At 67.2% G+C, this 23,656-nt stretch carries 19 protein-coding genes; 6 read left to right on the forward strand and 13 right to left on the reverse strand.

Annotated features, from left to right (window positions below):
• Positions 1-139: 139 nt before the first annotated feature.
• Positions 140-760, forward strand: a complete 621-nt coding sequence (locus IE243_RS00420; protein WP_444542212.1) for a penicillin-binding transpeptidase domain-containing protein — start codon at positions 140-142, stop codon at positions 758-760.
• Positions 761-853: 93 nt separating this feature from the next.
• On the opposite strand, the gene IE243_RS00425 is transcribed toward IE243_RS00420, so the two are convergent.
• On the reverse strand, positions 854-1,480 hold the full coding sequence (locus tag IE243_RS00425) for a TetR/AcrR family transcriptional regulator (RefSeq protein WP_191317386.1): 627 nt from the start codon (positions 1,478-1,480) through the stop codon (positions 854-856).
• Between the two features lie 341 nt (positions 1,481-1,821).
• Here IE243_RS00425 and IE243_RS00430 point away from each other — a divergent pair, with 341 nt between their 5' ends.
• The 3 genes from IE243_RS00430 (at position 1,822) to IE243_RS00440 (ending at position 4,612) form a co-directional block, all read left to right on the forward strand.
• Positions 1,822-2,580, forward strand: a complete 759-nt coding sequence (locus tag IE243_RS00430) for an SDR family NAD(P)-dependent oxidoreductase (protein ID WP_191317387.1) — start codon at positions 1,822-1,824, stop codon at positions 2,578-2,580.
• Between the two features lie 206 nt (positions 2,581-2,786).
• Positions 2,787-3,581, forward strand: coding sequence for an enoyl-CoA hydratase/isomerase (locus tag IE243_RS00435; protein WP_191317388.1), 795 nt, complete (start codon positions 2,787-2,789; stop codon positions 3,579-3,581).
• Positions 3,582-3,826: 245 nt separating this feature from the next.
• A complete protein-coding gene (locus IE243_RS00440) occupies positions 3,827-4,612 on the forward strand; it encodes an enoyl-CoA hydratase/isomerase (protein WP_191317389.1) in 786 nt (261 codons plus the stop codon).
• A 91-nt stretch (positions 4,613-4,703) separates the two neighbouring features.
• Here IE243_RS00440 and IE243_RS00445 read toward each other — a convergent pair whose 3' ends face one another.
• The 6 genes from IE243_RS00445 to IE243_RS00470 form a co-directional block, all read right to left on the reverse strand.
• A complete protein-coding gene (locus tag IE243_RS00445; RefSeq protein WP_191317390.1) occupies positions 4,704-6,599 on the reverse strand; it encodes an AMP-binding protein in 1,896 nt (631 codons plus the stop codon).
• Between the two features lie 247 nt (positions 6,600-6,846).
• Positions 6,847-8,403 carry an acyl-CoA synthetase gene (locus tag IE243_RS00450; protein WP_191317391.1) on the reverse strand — a complete coding sequence of 519 codons (1,557 nt, stop codon included), beginning with the start codon at positions 8,401-8,403 and terminating at the stop codon, positions 6,847-6,849.
• Positions 8,404-8,595: 192 nt separating this feature from the next.
• On the reverse strand, positions 8,596-9,810 hold the full coding sequence (locus IE243_RS00455; protein ID WP_191317392.1) for an ABC transporter substrate-binding protein: 1,215 nt from the start codon (positions 9,808-9,810) through the stop codon (positions 8,596-8,598).
• A 348-nt stretch (positions 9,811-10,158) separates the two neighbouring features.
• Positions 10,159-11,265, reverse strand: a complete 1,107-nt coding sequence (locus tag IE243_RS00460) for an acyl-CoA dehydrogenase family protein (RefSeq protein ID WP_191317871.1) — start codon at positions 11,263-11,265, stop codon at positions 10,159-10,161.
• Between the two features lie 250 nt (positions 11,266-11,515).
• Complete coding sequence (locus IE243_RS00465; RefSeq protein ID WP_191317393.1) at positions 11,516-12,286, reverse strand: VOC family protein; 771 nt, start codon at positions 12,284-12,286, stop codon at positions 11,516-11,518.
• Positions 12,283-12,462, reverse strand: coding sequence for a hypothetical protein (locus IE243_RS00470; protein ID WP_191317394.1), 180 nt, complete (start codon positions 12,460-12,462; stop codon positions 12,283-12,285). The genes IE243_RS00465 and IE243_RS00470 overlap by 4 nt, the downstream gene beginning before the upstream one ends.
• Between IE243_RS00470 and IE243_RS00475 the strand changes: the two genes are divergently transcribed.
• Complete coding sequence (locus IE243_RS00475) at positions 12,461-14,020, forward strand: AMP-binding protein (RefSeq protein WP_191317395.1); 1,560 nt, start codon at positions 12,461-12,463, stop codon at positions 14,018-14,020. The two genes, IE243_RS00470 and IE243_RS00475, sit on opposite strands and share 2 nt — an antisense overlap.
• Before the next feature lie 4 nt (positions 14,021-14,024).
• A complete protein-coding gene (locus IE243_RS00480) occupies positions 14,025-14,987 on the forward strand; it encodes an NAD(P)H-dependent flavin oxidoreductase (protein WP_210319773.1) in 963 nt (320 codons plus the stop codon).
• A 204-nt stretch (positions 14,988-15,191) separates the two neighbouring features.
• Here IE243_RS00480 and IE243_RS00485 read toward each other — a convergent pair whose 3' ends face one another.
• The 6 genes from IE243_RS00485 to IE243_RS00510 all read right to left on the reverse strand — a co-directional run bounded on the left by IE243_RS00485 (position 15,192) and on the right by IE243_RS00510 (position 23,568).
• Positions 15,192-15,965 carry a ferredoxin--NADP reductase gene (locus IE243_RS00485; protein ID WP_191317396.1) on the reverse strand — a complete coding sequence of 258 codons (774 nt, stop codon included), beginning with the start codon at positions 15,963-15,965 and terminating at the stop codon, positions 15,192-15,194.
• Between the two features lie 204 nt (positions 15,966-16,169).
• Positions 16,170-18,167: an FUSC family protein gene (locus tag IE243_RS00490; protein ID WP_191317397.1), complete on the reverse strand. Its 1,998-nt coding sequence runs from the start codon at positions 18,165-18,167 to the stop codon at positions 16,170-16,172.
• A gap of 379 nt (positions 18,168-18,546) precedes the next feature.
• Positions 18,547-19,305 carry an ABC transporter ATP-binding protein gene (locus IE243_RS00495; RefSeq protein WP_191317398.1) on the reverse strand — a complete coding sequence of 253 codons (759 nt, stop codon included), beginning with the start codon at positions 19,303-19,305 and terminating at the stop codon, positions 18,547-18,549.
• A 99-nt stretch (positions 19,306-19,404) separates the two neighbouring features.
• Positions 19,405-20,202 carry an ABC transporter ATP-binding protein gene (locus IE243_RS00500; protein WP_191317399.1) on the reverse strand — a complete coding sequence of 266 codons (798 nt, stop codon included), beginning with the start codon at positions 20,200-20,202 and terminating at the stop codon, positions 19,405-19,407.
• Positions 20,199-22,067, reverse strand: a complete 1,869-nt coding sequence (locus tag IE243_RS00505; protein WP_191317400.1) for an ABC transporter permease — start codon at positions 22,065-22,067, stop codon at positions 20,199-20,201. The genes IE243_RS00500 and IE243_RS00505 overlap by 4 nt, the downstream gene beginning before the upstream one ends.
• A 283-nt stretch (positions 22,068-22,350) precedes the next feature.
• A complete protein-coding gene (locus tag IE243_RS00510; protein WP_373301520.1) occupies positions 22,351-23,568 on the reverse strand; it encodes an ABC transporter substrate-binding protein in 1,218 nt (405 codons plus the stop codon).
• Positions 23,569-23,656: the final 88 nt, after the last annotated feature.

Below are 23,656 nucleotides of genomic sequence, written 5' to 3' on the forward strand. Positions count from 1 at the left end.
CGGCAAGACGTCCGCGCCGCAGATCGTCGATCGCTGCGTGCTGGTGGTGGATGTGGCCAGCGGGGCGCGCGTGCATCGTGACGGCGATTGCGGCGCGCGCCATGCGCCCGAATCGACCTTCAAGGTTCCGCTGGCCCTGATGGGCTTTGAGACGGGGCTGCTGACCGGTCTCCACGATCCGGTATGGCGTTACGACGGATCATTCCAGGCGCCGCAACGCGACCACAAAGACGTGGACCCGGTGATCTGGGAGCGTGATTCGGTGGTCTGGTTTTCGCGCGAGCTGGTGAAGCGGCTGGCGGCGCGCGATGGGGCCAGCGCTTTCGGCGCCTGGGTCGCCCGGCTGAACTATGGCAACCAGGATGTCTCCGGCGATCCGGGGAAGAACAACGGTCTGACCAACGCCTGGCTGTCATCGTCGCTGAGAATATCGCCGGAGGAGCAGACGACGTTTATCCGCCGCCTGTTGCGCGACGATTTGCCGGCTTCGGCCCGGGCCATGCAGCTGACCCGCGACGCTCTCCCCGAATTCGCCGCCAGCGACGGCTGGACCATCCACGGCAAGACCGGCAGCTCCGCCCTGGCAAAAACCGCGGGCGGGCGGCAGGGTCATGGCTGGTTCGTGGGTTGGGCGCGGAAAGACGGCCGGACGCTCGCCTTTGCCGTTCACGAGACGGCGCGGAACCTGTCTCAGGGGGAATACGTCGGCCCACGGCTGCGCGCGGAGACCGTGCGCGGCTTTTCCGGCTGGCTCGAATAGGGCTCGGGCCAGAATCACATCCGCGCCGTCAGGCGAGACGGGTGCAAATCCCGGTCCGGGCGACCGGTTGGGCGCCCGGGAAGAACGCGGGCTTCAGGTCGCCGGCGTGTTGCCCTTGCGGACATAGCGCAGCACGCCGATGACGTGGCGGGCGACGTCCGCCGGCGACATGTGCGATGACGGGCGATACCAGATGACCGCGCTGTTCAGCGCGCCGAGCACATGCAGGCGGAACAGGTTGCGGTTGATGTCGTCCGGCAGCTCCAGCGGCTCAATCAGGCTGTCGAACAGCCGGTCATGCTCGTCGCGCGACTGGATCAGGCGCGGGCGCACGCCCAGCAGGCTGGGCGGGAATTTCACGTCCAGCACCGCCGTCCGGTCTCCGGTCAGCAGGGTTTCACAGTGGGCGATGGCGGCGGCCTCCAGCCGGGCCCACGCCCCCTCGACGCCTTCAATAGCCCTGCGCACCGCTTCCGACACCATGCGGATGTTGGCGTCATAAACGGCGACGAACAGCTCTTCCTTCGAGGCGAAATGGTAGTACAGCGAGCCGGATAGCAGGCCGGTGGCGGCGGCGATCTCGCGCATGGAGGCGCCTTCGAAGCCACGGGCGGCGAACAGTTTGCCGGCTTCCGTCAGAATCTGCTTGCGGCGCTCCGCTGCGCCCGCGTCCGAGCCACGCTCACTGTCCTTGCGCATACGTCCCGTCGATCTGGCCATACAACCTCCACTACGCGCCACGCCGCGCCCGGGGAAAGGCGCGTCAGGACGAAGCCTGCCCTGAATAACAAGCCTGGGGCTCGTCCCGTCTTCCTGTCCTGACGCGATTTTCTGGCGGCGCCAGTGTTGCGGCGCGCCTGAAAATGCCCTGGCCAGCAGCACCCGGTCGCGGGGATGCGACGGAACTGTCACGTCAGTCTAACAAACGATAGGTTGACGGGCTAGCGGCATTGACCAATATCGTTTCGCCTCTTGGTCTTCCATCCCACATCGGTTACAGGCCAGTGGAACTGAACAACGCGAAAGGCCCGTTCGCCGATCGCGCGACGGAGAAGAGTGGCATGGATATCAACGGCGTTTCCGCGATCGTCACCGGCGGTGGTTCGGGCCTCGGCGAAGCGACGGCCCGGGCGCTGGCGGCGAAGGGCGCGAAGGTCGCCATCGTCGACCTGCAGGACGACAAGGCCGCCCAGGTCGCAGCCGACATTGGCGGCGTCGCCGTGCGCGCCGACGTGACCAGCGAAGCAGATATCCGCGCCGCGCTCGCAACCGCCGCCAGCGCCCATGGCGTGGTGCGCGTCGCCGTCAACTGCGCTGGCGTGGCGCCGGCCGCCCGCGTGGTCAGCAAGAAGGGCGTCCACGCGCTCGACATGTTCCAGAAGGTGGTCAACATCAATCTGATTGGCACCTTCAACGTCATCCGCCTCGTGGCCGAGGGGCTGATGGAGGCGGAACTGCGCGACGGCGAGCGCGGCGTGATCGTCAACACCGCCTCGGTGGCGGCGTTCGACGGCCAGATTGGCCAGGCCGCCTATGCCGCCTCGAAGGCTGGCGTCGCCGGCCTGACCCTGCCGGTCGCCCGTGACCTCGCCCAGTATGGCGTGCGCGTCTGCACCATCGCGCCGGGCCTGTTCCTGACGCCGATGCTGCTTGGTCTGCCGGAAGAGGCGCAGAAGAGCCTTGGCGAGCAGGCGCCGTTCCCGTCGCGTCTTGGCAACCCGTCTGAATACGCCAGCCTTGCGGTGCAGATCGTCGAGAATTCGATGCTGAACGGCGAGACCATCCGCCTCGACGCCGCCATCCGCATGGCGCCGCGCTGAGTATCTTCCGGCAGGGTGCGCGCTGCCCTGCATCGGAAAGAATGCATCAAAGCGACAGGGCAAAACCGGTTCCACGGGAACGGATTTTGCCCTGAGCAGGGTCTGCGCCCCCTGAGGCGCGCGTATCGGGCGGAGCGCTCCTGGCGGGGCTGCCCGCCATTGTGGAAGGCGCGGACCCATGCGGGCCGCGTCGCAGGGGAGGAAACATGACGCTCGAACGCATGAAGCTGACCATCGATGGCCCGGTCGCCATCCTGGCGTTCAATCATCAGGAAGTGCTGAACGCGCTGTCGCCCAAGCTGCTGCAGGATTTCAACACCGCGCTGGACGCCATCGAGGATCCGGCCAACGGCGTGCGCTGCCTGGTGCTCACCGGCGAGGGCCGCGCGTTCTGCGCCGGCGCCAACCTGCAGGGCGATATGGGCAAGCGCGAAGGCGGCAAGATCGACGCTGGCGCGGCGCTGGAAACTGTTTACCACCCGATCCTGCGCCGCCTGCGCAATCTGCCTTTCCCGATCATCACCGCAGTCAACGGCCCGGCCGCTGGCGCCGGCATGAGCTTCGCCGTCATGGGCGACCTGATTGTCGCCGCCCGCTCGGCCTATTTCATGCAGGCGTTCCGCCGCATCGGCCTGGTGCCGGACTGTGGCTCCACCTGGCTGCTGCCGCGCCTGATCGGCCGCGCCCGCTCGCTGGAGCTGTCGCTGCTTGGCGATCGTCTGCCGGCCGAGAAGGCGCTGGAATGGGGCCTGATCAACCGCGTCGTCGATGACGGCGAGGCGCTGAACGAGGCCCTGAAGCTGGCGACCGAGCTGGCCAATGGCCCGACCGTGGCCCTCGGCCTGATCCGCAAGCTGTACATCGAATCGACCGACAACAGCTTCGAGGAGCAACTGGATCTGGAGCGCCAGTCCCAGCGCACCGCTGGCCGCGCCCAGGACTTCGCGGAAGGCGTGCAGGCGTTCCTCGAAAAGCGCCCGGCCCAGTTCAAGGGCCGCTGACGGCATGAGGCCGCGTCTGCAGGTATGCAACGTTGCGGCGCCTGAATGATCTGAAAGCCCTGGCGGAAGCCGGGGCTTTTTGTTTGACTGGAGCCCGCAGAAACAGGCCGGGCCATCCCGCGCATGGCGCCTGTCCGGCGGACGTCGCACACGACGCGCAACGGCTGCGCGAAGAACGCCACAAAACAAAAACGGCAGAGCGGGAGCCCGGTCGGCGTGAACGGGTCCGCTCCCTGGGAGGACACATGAATTTCAAATACATGAAGCTGACCCTTGATGGTCCTGTCGCTGTGCTGGCGTACAACCGGCCAGAGGTGCTCAACGCCATGTCGCCGGAATCACTGGCCGAGTTCGGCGAGGCGCTCGACGTCATCGAGGATCCGGCCAGCGGCGTGCGTTGCGTGGTGCTCACCGGCGAGGGCCGCGCTTTCTGCGCCGGCGCCAATCTGCGCGAGCGCGCCTCCGGGGACGCGCCGGAGGCAGGGGCGGTGCTGGACACCTCCTACCACCCGATCCTGCGCCGGCTGCGCGACCTGCGCTGCCCGCTGATCACGGCGGTCAATGGGCCGGCGGCCGGCGGCGGCATGGCGTTCGCGCTGATGGGCGACCTGATCGTCGCTGTCCGTTCGGCCTATTTCATGCAGGCGTTCCGCCGCATCGGCCTGGTGCCGGACTGTGGCTCCAGCTGGCTGCTGCCGCGGCTGGTCGGGCGCGCCCGCTCTCTGGAGCTGTCGCTGCTGGGCGAGCGCCTGCCGGCCGAAAAGGCGCTGGAGTGGGGCTTGATCAACCGTGTCGTCGATGACGGCGAGGCGCTGAACGAGGCGATGAAGCTGGCGCGCGAGCTGGCCAATGGTCCGACCGTGGCGCTCGGCCTGATCCGCCGGCTCTATGCGGAATCGACCGAGAACAGCTTCGAGGAGCAACTCGACCTGGAGCGTCAGTTCCAGCGCGCCGCCGGCCGGGCCAGCGATTTCGCCGAGGGGGTGCAGGCGTTTCTGGAAAAGCGTCCGGCGCGGTTTACCGGACATTGAAGGGCGTCCTGGCCTGAAGGAACAGGTTTCGCGGGCATGAAAAAGGGCGCTCTCTGGAGCGCCCTTCGTTCGTTCAGGTCCCGGCCGCGGCTTACTCGGCGGCCTGACGCGCGCCTTCCGGCAGCGTGCGGGCGTCGAGCACGATCACATCCGCATCCGGCTGGCTGGCGAACAGGCGCTGCACCAGGTCGTTGCGGCGCTCCAGCGTGGCGCGCTGGTTGATGTAGCCCTTGTCGGTGATCTCATTGCCGTCGACGGAAGGCGGCTCGGCCATGAGCAGCGCGCGGGCGATGCGGGTGCTGGAGCCGGGGTTCTCCGCGTTGTAGGTCTTCAGGCCGTCGCGCACCGTGGCGATCACCGCCGGGTGACGGATCAGCTCTTCGGCGCCGGCTTCCGGCAGCCCGGCGATCTGCCGGCAGGCCATGACGTTGGGGAATACCAGCAGGGCGATGTAGTCCTTGTCCTGGCCCGCGACCACCGCGTCCTGCGCCGCCGGCGACATGGCCGCGACGGCGGCGACGCGCAGCGAACCGACATGGACGAAGGTGCCGGTCATCAGCTTGAAGTCCTCGACGACGCGGCCGGCGAAAACGAGGCCTTCCTCCGGACGGTTTTCGTCGACCATCACGCCGGCGTCGCCGATCTTGTAGAAGCCTTCCTCGTCGAACGCCTTCTCCGTCAGCTCCGGCTGGCGATAGTAGCCGGGGGTGACGGTGACGCCGCGCAGGCGCAGCTCATACTTGTCGCCGACCGGAACCATCTTCAGCTCCATGCCGGCGAAGGGCAGGCCGATCAGGCCGACGCGCTCGGTTTCCCAGTAGGTGTAGGTGGCGGTCGGCGCTGTCTCCGTGCAGCCCCAGCCGGTGGAGAACACATAGCGCTTGCCCGTGTACTTCACCGCCAGGTTCTGCATGCGGGTGTACAGGTCGTCCGGCAGGGTGGCGCCGCCATAACCGAGCTGGCGCAGGTCCTTGAAGAACGCCTCGCACAGTTCGGAATCGCGCTCCATGGCCGACACCAGCGCGGCGAAGCCGGCGGGCACGCTGCCGTAATAGGTCGGCGAGACTTCGCGCAGGTTGCGGATGGTTTCGTCAAACTGGCCAGGGAGTGGCCGGCCGTCGTCGATGTAGAACGAACCGCCGTCGGCCAGCACCGAGTGGAAGGTCGAGTTGCCGCCCATGGTGTGGTTCCAGGGCAGCCAGTCCAGCACCGTGCGCTTGGTCTCGGACGGGTCGCGCGGGCAGGCCTGCTGGCCCATGGCGACGTTGGCGGTCATCATCTGCTGGGTGTTGATGACGGCCTTCGGCATGCCGGTGGAGCCGGAGGTGAACAGCAGCTTGCCGATGGTCTGCGGGGTGATGGCGGCGATCGACTCCGTCACGGCGCCGGTCACCGGCGTCTTTTCCAGGTCGGCGTAAGCAAGGCTGTCGACGCCAGGAGCCGGGCGCTCCACGTGGACGACGGCGACGCCGGCCAGATCCAGGGTCTTCAGGGCGTTGGCGAAAGCCGGGCCATCCTGAACCATGATGACGCCGGGCGTCAGCAGCTCGAACACATGCTTCAGCTTGGTGAAGTCCTGGCTCATCAGCGAGTAGCCAGGCGACACCGGCGCAGCCGGCAGGCGCGCCTGCATCGCCGCCTGGGTCATCAGGGCGTGCTCGATCGAATTGCCGCTGAGGATCATCACCGGGCGGTCTTCGGCCAGCCCAAGGTTGAGCAACGCCTGGGTCAGGGCGTCGACGCGCTGTTTCGCTGCGCCGTAAGTCACCTTCTCCCAGTCGCGGTTGGGGCCGCGACGCTGGGCCAGCCACACGGCGTCGGGCGCCTCGACGGCCCATTTCGCCAGAAACGCCGGGATGTGCCGCTCATAAGCCTGAAGCGGAATGCGCTGCCGCATGACCATGGAGCCGTCGGCGCGACGCTCAAGGTCGATATCGCGCGGCATGAAGTTCAGTTTGTGGAACGGCGGCAACTGGCTTCCGGCCATGGCGTCTCTCCTGCAGACCTTTGCTGGACAAGCATCAACCGCCGCGCCGGATTGAAAGCGCGTCGCCGTGCCCAGTCATTCTGGTCGCAGACGATATATCTGAATGGCGGTACACGCCAGTACTTCGCTGGGAATGCTGGCGATAACGCCCATTCGCGGAGCGCGTGGCAGGGCGCGTTTTCCAGGTGGACAACAAAAAAACGCCCGGGTTGCCCCGGGCGTTTCCACATCGCGATATTTCGCCGGATCAGGCGACGGCGGCCGGGCCCTTGGCCTCCTTCGGCCAGTAGCGGTCACGCAGGATACGCTTCATCAGCTTGCCCGTCGGCGTGCGCGGCAGCTCCGGATCGAAGTCGATGCTCTTCGGGCACTTGATGGGCGACAGCTTCGTGCGGCAATACGCCATCAGCTCGGCCGCCAGCTCGGGGCCGGCTTCATAGCCGGCGGCCGGCTGCACGACGGCCTTCACTTCCTCGCCCATTTCGGCGTTCGGCACGCCGAACACGGCGGCGTCGGTGACGGCGGGATGGCCGATCAGCGCGTCCTCGGTTTCCTGCGGGTAGATGTTCACGCCGCCGGAAATGATCATGTAGGATTTGCGGTCGGTCAGGAACAGATAGCCGTCCTTGTCGAGGTAGCCGACGTCGCCGAGCGACGACCAGCCGTGCTCGTTGTAGGCGCCCTTCGTCTTCGCGGGGTCGTTGTGATAGCTGAACTCAGGCGCGCCGGCGAAGTAGATCTGGCCGATATCGCCCGGGCCTTCCAGCTGGCCGTCCTCACCGACGATCTTGATCTCGCCGACCAGGGCGCGACCGACCGAGCCGGGACGCTCCATCGCTTCCTTCGAGTTGATGATGGTGACGCCATTGCCCTCGGAGCCGGCGTAATACTCGAGGATGATCGGCCCCCACCATTCGATCATCGCCTTCTTGACCTCGGCCGGGCAGGGCGCGGCGGCGTGCACGGCGCTCTTCAGCGAGGAGATGTCGTACTTCGCGCGGATGTCATCGGGCAGCTTGAGCATGCGGATGAACATGGTGGGCACGAGCTGCGAGAAGGTGATCTTGTACTTCTCGACGAGGCGCAGGTACTCCTCGGCGTCGAACTTCTCCATGATAATTGAGGTGCCGCCATAGCACATGATCATCATGTTGAAGCGCATCGGAGCCGCGTGATAGAGCGGCGCCGGCGACAGATAGACGGTCTCGCTGTTGGCGCCGCACATCGTGCCGACGAGCGCGTTCAGGAACGGGTTCAGCTCGGTGATCGGCGTTCCCTCGAACGGCTTTTTCACGCCCTTCGGCCGGCCGGTGGTGCCGGAGGAGTAGAGCATGTCGGGACCAGTCACCTCATCGGCGATCGGCGTCTCAGGCATGGCCTTCACCGCTTCCTCGAAGGACTGGAAGCCGGGAGCGACGCCGCCAATCATCAGGCACACGGTGTCGGGGCTGAGCTGCTTGCGCAGTTCTTCCGCACGGTCGGCGAACTTGATGGAGGTGATGAAGACCTTCGCGCCGCAGTCGCCGACGATATAGGCGATTTCTTCTGGCTGCAGGTGGGTGGAGATGGCCGTGTAATACAGGCCGGCGCGCTGGGCGCCGAACGCCACCTCGTAGAAGCGCGCGCTGTTTTCCAGCACGAACGCCATGTGGTCCTGCGGCTTCAGGCCAAGGGACCGGAACAGCTGGGCGACCTGGTTGGAGCGGGCTTCAAGCTGGCCATAGGTCACGGTCTCGCCAGTGGCGGCCATGATGTAGGCGGGTTTGTCCGGATTGGTCCGGGCGTGAATGGATGGATGCGTCACTTGGGGCCCCTCACGGTCTTTGAAGGTCACTGAATTGTTGGCGCGGGTTGCGCGTAACGGACCAACAGGCTGAACCTTATGGCCGCCGTCCTTCCGCCTGCGCCCTGACAAGCACGAACGCCCGCGTTGCGCAAGGCGTCCGGCAGTCAGGCGGGCGATCCGGCCGGTTGGCGGATCGCCGGCTCCGTCGCCTTACTTGATGAGCGGGCAGCCGCCTTCATTCACCGGGCGGATCATTTCGTCGCCCGGAATGCTCCTGACAACTTTGGCCAGATCCCACTCGGATTTGACGTCGGCCGGCGCCTTCACTTCAAGCAGCAGCATGTCGCGGATCACGCGACCGTCCTCGCGCAGCTTGCCGTTCTTCGTCATGAAGTCGTTGATCGGCAGCTCGCGCATTTTCGCCATGACGGCCTTCGCCTCATCCGTGTTGCCGGCGTCGATCGCCTTCAGATAGTGCGACACGGCGCTGTAGACGGCAGCCTGGGTGTGCGCCGGCGGGCGCCCCATCTTCGCTTCAAACCGCTTCGCGAAGGCGCGGCTGGCGTCGTCGGCGTCCCAATAATAGCCGGCGAGGAACACGGCGCCCTGGGCCAGCTCGGAGCCGATGCCCTTGGCGTTGATGATGGTGAAAATCGGCACAGCCAGCTTGACGCCCTTGCGGGTGACGCCGAACTCGGCCGCCTGCTTGATCGAGTTGGTGGTGTCGGCGCCGGCGTTGAGCAGGGCCAGAACCTGGGCGTCGGCGCCCATGGCCTGCATCAGGAACGACGAGTAGTCGTTGGTGGCGAGCGGCGCGCGCACTGCGCCGACGACATTGCCGCCGTTCTGCTTCAGCGTGCGGGTCATGTCGTCCTGCATGGCGTGGCCGAACGCATAGTCGGCGGTGAGCAGGAACCAGTTCTTGTGCGTGTCGTCGAGCAGCGCCTTGGCCAGGCCCTTGGCCAGCGAATAGCTGTCGTACAGCCACAGGGCACCGTTCGGCGAGCAGGCCTTGCCGTAGAGATCGGCGTGGGCCGAGCCGACATGCAGGGCGACGCGGTTGGTGTCCTGGACGAGCTTCTGGATCGCCAGCGACACGGCGGAATTCGCCATGTCGACGAAGACGTCGACCTTGTCCTGGTCGATCAGCTTGCGGGCGTGGGCGAGAGCGACGTCAACCTTGAGCTGGTGATCAACGGAAACCAGCTCCACCGGCTTGCCAGCGGCCTTGCCGTTGTGATCGTCGATGGCCAGCTGCGCGGCGACCACGGAGCCCTTGCCCGAAGTGTCGGAATAGGCTGACGACTGGTCGTTCATGACGACGATGCGAACGACGTTATCGGAGATTTCAGCCTTCGCGCCGAGCGGGGCGGCGCAAGCCAGCACGGCGATGGCGCCCAGCAGGCGCTTCTTGAATTGGTTCATCAGTTCCCCCAGCGCGCCTTTTGCGGCGCGTATCATGACCTCTGGCTTCCGCGTCGCGAACACCGCATTTTCTTTGCGAAAAGTGGCGCCCACCTTTCTTGAAAATGCTCTGGCGCGCGGAATCGGGCAGCTTGCCGCCGGTCTCCGTGGAACTGTTTCTTCCCTGTGCGCCGTCCATTCCGTTGCGCCCTGGACCGGTAAAGCCGCCTCTCCTGACAGGTCGGAGGGCGCTGCCTGATCCAGTGCGGACGCTGGACGCGCTTGTCGCGTGGCTCCGCCGGAGCTTCACGAAAGTCCCGGCGGGTCTGGCCGGCGCGGCGACGTGCGTCGCGCCGGAAGATGCAGATGTCAGATATTGCGGCCGATCAGTTCTTTCATGATCTCGTTGGCGCCGCCGTAAATGCGCTGCACGCGGGCGTCGGTCCACATGCGGGAGATCGGATATTCACGCATGTAGCCGTAGCCGCCGAACAGCTGCAGGCACTCATCCATGACCTTGCCCTGGGTGTCGGTGGTCCACCACTTGGCCATGGCCACGGTCTCCACGTCGAGCTTCTTCTCCAGCACAAGCGCGGTGCAGTGCTCGACAAAGGCGCGGGCGACGCGTGCGTGGGTCTTCACTTCCGCCAGCTTGAAGCGGGTGTTCTGGAAGTCGGCGATGGTCTTGCCGAACGCCTTGCGGTCCTTGACGTACTGGGCGGTCAGTTCATAGGCGCGCTCCATGGCGGCCACGGCCTGCACGGCGATGATCAGGCGCTCCTGCGGCAACTGCTGCATCAGGTGGATGAAGCCCATGCCTTCACGTTCGCCGAGGCGGTTGGCGACGGGCACGCGCACGTCGTCGAAGAACAGCTCGGAGGTGTCAGCGGCGTGCTGGCCGATCTTGTCCAGGTTGCGGCCGCGACGGAAGCCCTGAACCTTGTCAACCTCGACCATGATCAGCGAGATGCCCTTGGCGCCCAGCGTCGGATCAGTCTTGGCGACGACGCAGATCAGATTGGCGGTCTGACCGTTGGTGATAAAGGTCTTCTGGCCATTGATGACGTACTCATCGCCCTCGCGGCGGGCGGTGGTCTTGACGCCCTGCAGGTCGGAGCCAGTGCCCGGCTCGGTCATGGCGATGGCGCCGACGAGCGCGCCGGAGGCCATGCCCGGCAGCCAGCGGTGGCGCTGCTCTTCGTTGCCATAACCATAAACGTAATGGGCCAGGATGCCGGAATGCACCGAGTTGCCCCAGCCTCCGACGCCGGCTTTCACCTGCTCTTCAACCAGCACCTTCTCGTGCAGGAAGTTGCCGCCGGCTCCGCCGTATTCCTCTGGAATCGAGGCGCAGAGCAGGCCGTACTCGCCCGCCTTGTTCCAGACATCGCGATCGACAACGCCCTGGTCTTCCCAGCGCTCCATATGCGGGACGCACTCGCGCTCGAAAAAGCGGCGGGCAGTCTCGCGGAACATCGCGACGTCTTCAGGCTCATTGGCAAGGGCGAACTGGCTCACGGCGGCTTCCTGTCTTGCAGTTCTCCCGCGCGTCCCCGCGCCTTGTTTCCGCTATTGGCGGACGACGCGACGGAATGCTGCGAGGAATAGGCGGATCTGGGCTGCTCTATATCTATCTAACACTTGCTTGGCAATCGCGGCGCTGGACCAAGTCTCGCCGCCGCCATGATCCGCCGGCGGCTGGGCGGCTGTGCCGTGATCAGACTGTTCAGCCCTGCTGATCCTGCGCGCCAATGGCGATGGTGGCCACGTCATGGGTGCGATTGCGAATGGTGAACACGGACGTGCCCGGCTCCAGGCCGCGACGCAGTTCCGACAGCTCGAAGCGGCCTGCGAGGCGGGCGTGCAGGCTGGCGATGTCGGCGGCGCGCCACGACACGCCCCACAACTCATCGTCGTCCGACGCCTTCTCCGGATCCTCGCGGCTCGCGACCTCGATTTTCATGTCGCCGCAGCGGAACAGGGTGACGCGCGCGCCCATCTGCCTGAACGTGCGGTCGAAGCGCAGGCTCAGGCCTATCTGCGCGCCCCAGAAGGCCATGGCGCGGGTGGGATTGGCCGATCGCAACACCAGATGGTCGACGCCGACGATGGCGCCAGCCCCGGCAAGGCCGGTCTCCGCTTCCCGTCGGGTGTCGCGCGCCGGCGCCGGCTCCAGCGTCACCGGAGCGCCATGGGTCGCCGTTTCGTCAAGGCGCAGGCGGGGGCCGTCCGGGCCATTCTCCTGGCTCCACGGCACGCCGCGGTTGTCGAGCAGTCTGGCGGCGCGGCCCAGGTCATCGACGCCAAAGGCCATGCCGCACAGGCCGTGGCAGGCCGCGCCAGTCGACTGCAGCAGCACGTCGGTGTTGGCGAGGCGGAAACGGGCGCTGTCGGCGCCGCGCGCGTGGGGCTGCACGCCGAACAGCTCGGCGTAATCGGCGCATGCGGTCGATGGATCGGCCACGGAAATATCGATGCGGTTGAGTTGCTTGATCATGGCGCTTCCTCTTTGCCAGACAAGGTCGTCGCTTCCGGGCCGGACGGCAAGTCGCCGGGGCGCGCAAAAATCACATTGCCCCGGACGCGCCGGCGGGCGAAAAAGAAACGCGCCGGCAGGCGAAAAGGCCTCAACTTCATCAACGATCCAAAAAACATTCCGGGAAGAAACGCCATGAGTTTTCTGAACGCGCAGCCCACCGCTGGCTCCCAGACCCTGCGCGCGCTGGCGCGCTATCCTGACCGGACCGCCTTCGTCACCGAAACCGGCAACATTTCTTACGCCCATGTCATCGACATGCTGGGCCGCATGCAGGCGGTGCTGGCCGGGCTGGGGCTGCCGCGCGGCGCCGGCGTCGCGGCGTTGACCTCCAACCGCTGGGAAACCTGGTGCCTCACCCAGGCGGCGCAGGCTTCCGCCCTGTGCACCACGCCGCTGCATCCGCTGGGTTCGCTGGAGGACCATCTGGACCAGCTCGCCGACGCTGAAATCCAGGTGCTGGTGGTGGATGCGGAGACCTATGCGGCGCGCGGCGCCGATCTGGCGCAGAAGGCCGGCGGCGTACGTCACGTGCTGACCATTGGCAAGGCGGATTACGGCATCGACCTGATGGCCGCCGCCGCGGCGATCGGCTCGACCACGCCGCGCGATCTGGCGCGGCCAGATGATTCCTGCGTCATCGGCTACACCGGGGGCACCACCGGCAAGTCCAAGGGCGTCTGGCGCGACCACCGCAGCGCCGCCGCCATCAGCCCGGCGATTCTCGCCGATTTCGAACTGCCGGACACCCCCCATTATCTGGCGGTCGCCCCCATCAGCCACGTGGCCGGCACCAAGGTCATGCCGACGCTGATGCGCGGCGGCTCGGTGACGCTGATGAAGAGCTTCGATCCGGAGCGGGTGTTGCAGACCATCGAGCGCCAGCGCATCAACTTCACCCTGCTGGTGCCGACGATGATCTATGTGCTGCTCGATCATCCGGCGCTCGCCAAAACCGACCTGTCGTCGCTGGAGCTGCTGCTTTACGGCGCCTCGCCCATGTCGCCGACGCGGCTGGTCGAAGGGCTGGAGCGCATCGGTCCGGTGTTCTCGCAGCTTTACGGCCAGTCCGAGTGCTACCCGGTGTCGGTGCTGCGCAAGGCCGATCACGACCCGGCGCGGCCGGAACTGTTCGCCTCCTGCGGCTTCCCGCTGTCCAATTGCGACGTGGCGCTGCTCAATGAGGACGGCGAGCCTGTGGCCCCGGGCGAGGCGGGCGAGATCTGCGTGCGCGCGCCCCAGGTCATGGGGCGTTACTGGAAGCGTCCGGAGCAGACGGAAGAGGTGTTCCGCCACGGCTGGCTGCACACGGGCGATGTCGCCCGGGCCGACGAGCGCGGCTATCTCTACATTGTCGACCGCATGAAGGACATGATCGTCACCGGCGGCTTCAACGTCTACCCGCGTGAGGTGGAGGACGCCCTCACCAGCCATCCCGCAGTCGCCATGGCGGCGGTGATCGGCGTGCCGGACGCCAAATGGGGCGAGGCGGTGAAGGCGCTGGTGGTGCGCAAGGCTGGCGGCGACGTGACCGATGAAGAGCTGATCGCCCTGGTGAAGCAGAAAAAGGGCTCGACCCAGGCGCCCAAGTCGGTGGAGTTCATCGACGAGCTGCCGGTGACCCCCGTGGGCAAGGTCGACAAGAAGGTGTTGCGCGCCCGCTACTGGGCCGGCCAGCAGCGCATGGTGGGGTGACGGCATGCTCGACAGCAGGATTCGTGACCGGCTGCGTCTGCCGGTCATCGCCGCGCCGATGTTGCGCGTTTCGGGGCCGGATCTGGTGGTCGCCGCCTGCCGTAGCGGCGTGGTGGGGTCGTTTCCCACCGCCAACGCCCGCACGGTGGAGGAACTGGACCAGTGGCTCCAGGATATCGCCGCGCGCTCCGCCGCGGGTGGGGCAGCTTACGCGCCCTGGTGTCCCAACCTGATTATCCGCCAGCCGCGCCTGCAGGACGATCTGGCCTGCCTGGTGCGCAACCGCGTGGAAATGGTCATCACCAGCGTCGGTTCGCCGGCGGCGGTGGTGCAGCCGCTGCACGACATCGGCGCGCTGGTGCTGGCCGACGTGGCGACGGTGAAACATGCGGAAAAGGCGCTGGAGGCGGGGGCTGACGGCCTGGTGCTGCTCACCGCTGGCGCCGGCGGGCAAACCGGCTGGATGAACGGCTTCGCCTTCGTGCGGGCGGTGCGGGCCATGTTCGACGGGCCGATCGTGCTGGCCGGCGGCGTCACCGACGGCGCCTCGCTGCTGGCGGCCGAGGCGTTGGGGTGCGATCTCGCCTATATGGGCACCCGCTTCATCGCCACGCACGAGAGCATGGCGGCGGATTCCTACAAGGAGATGCTGGTGTCGTCCTCCATGGACGACGTGGTGCTGACGAAGGCTTTCACGGGCCTGCAGACCAATATGCTGCGCCCGTCGATCGTGGCGGCCGGGCTCGATCCGGAGCGGCTCGACGAGCAGGTCAGCGCCCAGACAGCGAAAGAGATGTTTGGCGGCGGCTCACAGGCGCCGGGTCCGAAGCGCTGGGTGGACATCCGCAGCGCCGGCCATTCGGTTTCCGGCGTGCGCAGGGTGGAGACGGTGGCGACGCTGGTCGACGAAATGGCGGCGCAATACGAGGCCGCAAAAGTCGGCATGCGGGCGGCGCTGGCCTCCTGAGCAAGGCTTCCCGAGCAGGCCAGGAAACCAGAACGCCAGCCCAACGGGCTGGCGTTTTCCGTTCCCGGAGCATTTTCGGGGGCAAGGGGGCCCACTTCCCGTGAAGAAAATGCGTCAATCAAACAGATGGAGCATGTCGGGTGAACTGGCTTGCACCGGAAATGCTCCAGTCCGGCGGCCGCGTCACGGCGGCCGCCGGGTCGCTTACTTCTCCACGAAGGCCTTCTCGACCACGAACTGGCCAGCCTCGCCGTGGTTGCCCTCCACGAAGCCTGCCTCCAGCAGCATGGTCTTCAGGTCGGCGAGCATGTGCGGGCTGCCGCAGATCATGGCGCGGTCTTCCTCGGCCGAGAGCGGAGCCAGGCCAAGGTCCTCATAGATCTTGCCGCTCTGCATCAACTCGGTGAGGCGGCCGGTGTTGCGGAAGGCTTCCCGGGTCACCGTGGGGTAATACAGCAGCTTCTCGCGGGCGTCCTCGCCGAGGAATTCGTCCTCCAGCACGGATTTCACCAGCTTTTCGCCATAGGCCAGCTCGGAGACAAAGCGGCAGCCGTGGGTAAGAATTACCTTGTCGTAGCGGCCGTAAATTTCCGGATCGCGAATCAGGCCGGCGAACGGCGCGAGGCCGGTGCCGGTGCTGAGCAGGTACAGGTTGCGGCCGTTTTCGAGATTGTCGAGCACGAGGGTGCCCGTCGGCTTGCGGCCGACGATGATCTCGTCGCCTTCCTTCAGGTGCTGGAGGCGCGAGGTGAGCGGGCCATCCTGAACCTTGATGGAATAGAATTCGAGCTCGGGGTCATAATTGGCGCTGGCGATGGAATAGGCGCGCAGCAGCGGCTTTCCGTTCACCGGCAGGCCGATCATGATGAATTCGCCATTGCGGAACCGCAGGCCATCGTCGCGGGTGGTGCGGAAGCTGAACAGGGTGTCGTTCCAGTGGCGAACGGCAAGGACTTTTTCCGTATAGAAATTGCTCATCTCTCATCCACGAACTGGCGGACACGCGCCGCATCGCCGCGCTGGGAAGCCCCGGACGCCTGGCGGAGCAGGAGGGGTAACACAGGGTGGTCGCGCCGCTCAATAATTTCCCGATCACACGCGGGAAAAGATTTTAATTTGGCGCTTTGACCGTGAAATAGAATGACTCCATTCTGCGCCGGGGCGGCGCGGTGAAATATTTTTCTACCCTGCTTTGCGGGCTTCGGGAATCTCTGTCCCGGCTGGCGCAGGCGCATTTTTCACCTCCGTCAGCTGGTCCAGATGGGTCAGCTCGGCGGTGACGCTGGCGACCAGCGCCGCGACCGCAGGATTGGTTGAGGTCAGCCTCGCGGCTTCGGTTGCGTCAGCCGCGCCGTCGATGGCCTCGGCAAGGCGCGCGACCGTGCGGGCGTCGCCGTCATCCAGTGGTCGTGGCTCCTGGGTCGACCAGATGGTGATTCTGTCGCAGATCCGCTCTGCGCAGGCGACCAGGGGCAGCCACGCCGCCGCTTCACGGCCGGAGGGCGGCGGCTCGGCCATCGAGCGCTGCAGCCGCACCCGCAGATTGGAGAGCGCGCCGTAGGCGGCCCTGCGCCGGCGCGCCACGTCCGTCGGCTGGCGGTCCTGCGCCGGAAGGGTTGCGCGCAGGCAGTCGGCAATGCAGGCGCGCGCCGCCTGGAATGCATGGGCCACCTGCCGTTCCTGCCCCCTGCGCCACGGGAAGTAGCCGAAGACCAGCACGATGGCGGCGCCGATGACGGTGTCGATCAGGCGCTGGACGCCGTAGTCGATGTTTTTGACGCCGGGCGCGACAAGGTCGATCAGAATCAGGATGAGGGGCGTCAGGGCGATGGTCTGCATGGCGTAGGAACGTTGCTTCGCCCAGGGCAGCGTCGCGGCGAGGGCGATGGTGAGCAAGGCCAGCAGCATGCCTTTGGGGAGAAGAATCAGGGCCGCCGCGCCGATCAGCACGCCGCCGGCCGTGCCGATGCAGCGCAACACCGCGCGGGTGAACACGGAGCCGAAGTCGGGCTTCATGACAATGCCGACCGTCAACGGAACCCAGTACCAGTGGCTGGCGTCGTCAAGCCAGTGGGTTGCGTAGGCGAGGCCGAGGCAAAGCGCCAGGGCCAGGGCGGACATGACCGTTTCGCGGCCGCAGGCCAGCCGGTCGACAATCGCGCTGGGGCTGAGGCGTCGCGCGGGAGCGGCGCCGGTGGAGACGTTGTTCCGGCTTTGCGGGAGCTGGCTGGCGTCGCCCTCACAAGCCGCCCGCAGCGTCGCCACCGCCTGCAAAAGCGGATCAGCGGGCGCCTCCGGGAGGACGCGCCCGGGCGGCCCGCCGTGCGACAGGGCCGCCGCCATGTCGGCAAGCTGACTGCCGGCGGCCTCCAGCGCCTCCGGGCTGTCGCTCGACAGGGTGGCGGTGAACAGCCGGTCCACGGCCCGCAAGATCACGCCCTGGGCGGCAGGCGCGCCTGAGGCGCCCCGGGTCAGGCCGTTGCTGTCGATCAACGCTGCACAGGCGGCGCCCAGTTCGTCCGTGACGGCGCGTCGCGCCGCCTCGACCTGCGCCTCGGGCCTCCGGGAGGCGCGGGCGCGGGCCAGCTTGGCGATGGCGTTGATCAGGTCGGCGAGGATATGTCGCTGCCGCTGCCGCCGCGCCAGCAGCGCCTCTACGCCCAGCAGGGCGGCGTAGCCGGCGCCGCCGCCCAGGAACAGCAGGGAGCATCGCCAGTATGGATCGATGGCCGGAATGCCAAGCGCGATGCCCGCGGTGAGGAGCGCCTGAAGCGCGCCAGCGGAGAAAGCCTGGCCATAGCTGCTGATGATCCCGGCCAGAAAGCCGGCGATCATCATCGCGGCGACGACAGCGGCCCAGGGCAGCGCGCCGAGGTAACCGGCCAGAAAGCCGGCGGCTCCCATGGGCGCGGCGATCAGGATCTGCCTGAAGACAGTCCGGTAGGGACCGCGACGCTCGCCGGAGGCCAGCAGTAGCGCCCCCATGGCGATCCACATGCAATCGCTGGTGGAGCCGGTCGCCATGCCAACCATGAACGGCGCGCCCACCGTGATCGCGGCGCGGAGCGACAGCCCCACCGGCCACCGGGCGGGCTGCATGCGCGCCAGTTCGCGAAACCAGTTCGCCGGGGCGGCGTGGCCATCAGGCGCCAGCCGCGTGTCTGTCTGGTTACCCGTCAAAGCCCTCTCCAGCTGCCGGTGGCCAGGCGGCCTCCGCCGCCAGGTCGCAAAGACGCTGACGCACCGTGGCCAGCAAAGCTTAAATCAGTGTGACGCATTTCCTGCAGGAAATGCCGCGCGCCGCCCGGCTGCAACTGAACGGGCGCCGGAGAGCGGGCGCAAAAGGACAGAAATCCGGTCGGCCCCGGCGGCGTCCGGCGGTGCGTGGGGCGGAGGTTACCCTGATCGTCGCGAGGTTTAAAACCGGCTGGGAACTGGGAGCGATCGCCAGGCCCGGCATCTCCGCGTCAACAGGCCGCTCCAATGCCGGAACGGATTGTCGTTGCAGCATTCGGCTCTGCCGCAAGGCGATGGCGCCCTGCTGGAAAAGTCTTGCCGCTCACACCGCCAGCAACGCGTCGCGAGCGTCGGGGTCGGCGTCAAGCTCCGCCATGGTTCCGGAAAAACGGCTTTCGCCACCCGCCAGCACATGGGCGCGGTCCGCCAGCAGGCGGGCGAAATTCAGGTTCTGTTCGGCCACCAGCAGGCTGAGGCCTTCGCGCTTCAGCGCCAGCAGGGCCGCCGCCATGTCCTCGACAATGCGCGGTGCGAGGCCCTCCGCCGGCTCGTCCAGCAGCACCATGTGGGGGTTGCCCATCAGCGTGCGGGCGATGGCCAACATCTGCTGCTCGCCGCCGCTCATGGCGCCGCCGGGGCGATCGCGCATGCGGCCAAGGTTGGGGAACAGCTCAAACAACCGCTCCGGCGTCCATTGCGGCGCGCCCGGGCGGGGCGGTTGCCGGCCGGTTTCCAGGTTTTCGTCCACGGTCAGGTCCGTGAAGATGCGCCGGTCCTCCGGCACGTAGCCCAGACCACGCCGGGCGATGGCGAAGGGCGGCATCGGGCCGATGTCGGCGCCGCGAAAGCCCAACTGGCGGGCGCTGCGCCGGACCAGCCCCATGATGGCGCGCAGCGTGGTGGTCTTGCCGGCGCCGTTGCGGCCGAGCAACGCGACAATCTCCCCCGGCCCGACGTTGAGGCCGACGCCATGCAGGATCTGGGCCTGGCCATACCAGGCGTTGAGGCCATCGACGCATAGTCCATCCGCCGCCGGCTCGCTGGCGGTCGGGGGGCTGGACGGCAATTGCTGTGCGGCCATGCATGCTTCCTTGATAATCATCGAAGAGAAGCGGAGAGGGCTTCCCGGCAAATTGGGACGGTACGGTTATACTAAAAAACTACTGTCATGAAGACCGGGTTACTGCCGCCGGTCGTCGGCGGTCGCGGCGAACAGCACGCCGTCGCCCAGATAGGCGGCGCGCACCGCCGGGCTGTCGCGCACCTCCGCCGGCGCGCCGCTGGCGATCAGCCGGCCGCGATCCAGCACCAGTATCCGGTCGGCGTGGGCGAAAACCGCATCCATGTCATGCTCGGTGAACAAAACGCCAATGTTCTGCGCGCGGGCGACGGCGACCGCTATTCGCATCAGGGCGGCGCGGTCGGCCGGAGCCATGCCGGCGGTGGGCTCGTCCATCAGCAGCAGGCGCGGCGCGCCAGCCAGGGCGATGGCCAGCTCCAGCCGCTTCACGTCGCCATAGGCCAGCCCGGCCGCCGGCCGCTCCGTCATGCCGGCCATGCCGGCCAGCGCCAGCAGCCGCATGGCGTCGTCGCGGGCGATGTTCCGCCCGGCGCCCCACGGGCGCATGATCTGCCCGCGCGCCGCGGCCAGCGCCGTCTGCACGTTCTCGCGCACGGTCATGGAGGCGAAGGTGGCGGCGATCTGGAAGGTGCGGCCGACGCCGGCGCGAAAGGCGCGCGCCGGGCCGGCGCCGGTGATGTCGCGCCCAGATAGCAGCACGCGTCCGGCGTCCGGTCGCAACTGGCCGTTGATGAGATTGAAGCAGGTGCTCTTTCCCGCGCCATTGGGGCCGATCAGCGCGACGATCTCGCCGGCGGCGACCGAGAAGCTGACGTCGTCCACGGCCCGCACGCCGCCCCAGGCTTTGGCGAGGCCTGTCGCTGCGAGCAGGGGAGGCGCATTCATCGCCGCCGTCATGGAGGCTCTCCATGGCCGGGCCGCCGCTGCGTCAGCCAGCGGTCGCGCCACTGGTTGACGACGCCGACGAGGCCGCGCGGAAACGCCAGCACCACGGCGAGGATCACCAGACCAAGCGCCAGCTTCGACCATTGCGTCTGGCTGAGCAGCCAGATCGACAGCGCCTTGTAGGCCACGGCGCCAGCCAGAGGCCCCAGCGTGGTCTGAACGCCGCCGAGCAACACCATGACAAGGGAATCGACGGACACGGGAATGGCAAGCGTATCCGGGAATACGCTGCCTTTCAGGAAGGCGAACAGGGCGCCCGCCACAGCCGCGCCGGTTCCGGCGATGGCAAAGGCGCACCAGCGCATCAGCCCCGGACTGACGCCGATGCTGGCGGCGCGCCGGGCTTCATCGCGCGCGCCGCGCAGGCCATAGCCGAAGGGCGAGAACATGATCACCCGGCTGACGCCGATGACCAGGACGGCAAGCCCCAGGGTGAGCCAGTAGAAGCCCGCCGGCTGCGCTGCGAAGCCGGCCGGCCACAGGCCCAGCACGCCGTTGTCGCCGCCAGTGACCTCGACCCACTGGAAGGCGATGGACCAGAGAATCTGCGCGAAGGCCAGGGTGAGCATCGCCAGATAAACGCCGGAGAGGCGCGCCGCCGCCAGCGCGAACAGGCCGGCGCCAACGAGCCCCACCAGCGGCGCCAGGGCGAGAGCCGCGCCCATGCCGAGGCCAAGTCCCTTCACCGCCAGGGCCACGCCATAGGCGCCGAGGCCAAAGAACGCCGCATGGCCGAAGGAGGCGACGCCGGCTACCGACAGCAGGACATGCAGGCTGACCGCCAGAATGGCGAAAATCAGCGTCTCGGTGGCGGCGATGACCAGATAGTCGCCGCTGACGAAGGGCAACGCCGCAGCCGCGAGCACGAGCGCCGCCATGGCGAGGCGTCCCGCGCCGCCGAGCGGTCGCCACGGCCGCGCCGATGTGGCGGCGGGCGGGCGCTGGGCGACGTCGGGCCGGCCCAGCAAACCCCACGGGCGCACGGCCAGCACGGCGGCCATCACCAGGAAGATGATGACCAGGGAGATTTTCGGAAACAGCAGGATGCCGAAGGCGTTGAGCTGGGCGACGAGGAGAGCGGCGACAAACGCGCCGGTGATGCTGCCGAGACCGCCGATGACCACCACGACAAAGGCGTCGACGATGATGCGCAGGTCCATGTGGTGGTTGACGGATTCTCGCGGCAACTGCAGCGCGCCGGCCAATGCGGCGAGAAACACGCCAAGGGCGAAGACGCCGGTGAACAGCCACTTCTCGTTGACGCCGAGCGCCGCGGCCATCTCGCGGTCCTGGGTGGCGGCCCGGACCAGCACGCCAAACCGGGTGCGGTTGAACAGCAGCCACAACAGGCCGAGCGCCACGGGACCCAAGGCGATCAGGAACAGGTCCCACGCCGGGATCATCTGGTCGAACAGGGCGATGGAGCCGGTGAAGCCGGGGGCGCGGCGTCCTACCAGTTCGTCCGGCCCCCACAGCATCACCACCAGGTCGGCCGCGACCAGGGTCAGGCCGAAAGTGGCGAGCAGCTGGAACAGCTCCGGCGCCTGGTAGATGCGCCGGAGCACGAGAATCTCGGCGAGGGCCCCCAGCGCCGCCACCGCGGCGGCGGCGAGCAACACGCCGCCCCACCAGCCGAAAGCGCCGGACAGGCGCTCGGTCAGCGACCAGGCCACATAGGCGCCGACCATGTAAAAGGCGCCGTGGGCGAAGTTCACCACGCGGGTGACGCCGAAAATGATCGACAGGCCCGAGGCGACGAGAAACAGCGACGCGGCGCTGGCCAGGCCGGTCAGGAACTGGGCGATCCAGAAACTCATGTCCGCCAGACCACTGTCACGCTCCGATCCCCGGCGATGGCGCCGGGCAGGGTGAACGCCGCGCCGCGCCAGGGCAACGCGTCAAAGCCAGCCCCTGTTCACGCGGGACCAGGTTTCGGCTGTCATCTATCTTGCCATGACGCACGCGATGACGCGCGCCATGAGGCGTTTCCCGATGCGCGGCGCCATTCGCCCCGTCGGGAAGCACACTGTCCGCCCGGCAGACCGCTGGCCCGGAGCTGCGCCCATCAGGATCGGATGCGCGCCCTGGCTCCGGCGCGTCTCAGTTGCCCGCCGGACGCATTTTGGCGGCGTCGGCTTCGGACGGCAGGTAGTCCTCGCCCTTGCGATAGGCCGGGTTGATCATCACGCCCTTGCCGTCGCGCACGCCGGTGACGCCGACGAAGGCGCCCATGGTCGACTGGTGATCGGCGGGGCGGAAGGTGACCGGTCCGAACGGCGTGGTCAGCGACAGGCCGCGCCCGGCCTCAATCAGCTTGCTGGCGTCGGTCGAGCCGGCCTTGCGCAGCATGGCGGCGGCGGCGTGCATGGCGCTGTAGCCAATGATCGAGCCAAGGCGCGGATAATCGTTGAAGCGCTCCTGATAGGCTTTCAGGAACGCCGCGTGCTCCGGCGTCTTGATGTCATACCAGGGATAGCCGGTGACGATCCAGCCGACCGGCGCCTCATCCTTCAGCGGGTCGAGATACTCTGGCTCGCCGGTGAGGAAGCTGACCACGGCGCGGTCCTTGAACAGCCCGCGCGCATTGCCCTCGCGCACCAGCTTGACCAGATCGGGGCCGAACATGACGTTCAGGATCGCTTCCGGCTTCGCCGCGGCGATGGCCTGGGTCACCGGGCCGGCGTCGATCTTGCCCTGGGGCGGCCACTGTTCGGCGACCCATTCGATATCCGGGCGCTTTTCCGACAGAAGCTTCTTGAACACGGCGACGGCCGACTGGCCGTATTCGTAATTGGGGGCGATCACCGCCCAACGCTTCGCCGGCAGTTTCGCCGCTTCCTCGGCCAGCATGCGGGCCTGCATGTAGTTGGAGGCGCGCAGGCGGAAGGTATAGGGATTGCCCTGGGACCAGACCATGGCGTCGGTCAGCGGTTCAGCGGCGAGATAAACAATCTTCTTCTGTTTCGCGAAATCGCTGAGGGCGAGGCCAACATTGGAGAAGAAGGCGCCGACCAGCATGTCCGCCTTCTCACGCGAGAGCAGTTCGTTGGCGACGGTGAGCGCTTCGGCCGGTTTGCCGCCGTCGTCGCGGGAGATCACGGTCAACTTCTTGCCGTTGACGCCGCCAGTTGCGTTGACCTCTTCAACGGCCAGTTGCCAGCCCTTGCGGTAAGGCTCGGTGAAAGACGGCAGGGTTGAATAGGAATTCAGTTCGCCAACGCGAACCTCGCCGGAAAGCCCGGCTTCCCGCGCCGTAACCGCCGGCCCCGAAAGCGCAAGCGCGGCGAACGCCATCGCCATGGTCTTGCGAAACTTCATGCGTCTGCTCCCTGCGGCGGCAATGGGCCGGGGATCTTGCCTGCGCGCCCGGCCTTGGGTTCGCCGCCCGACAGCCTCTAGCAAGACG

Source organism: Camelimonas fluminis (assembly GCF_014656355.1).
In the GTDB taxonomy this organism is placed as follows: domain Bacteria; phylum Pseudomonadota; class Alphaproteobacteria; order Rhizobiales; family Beijerinckiaceae; genus Camelimonas; species Camelimonas fluminis.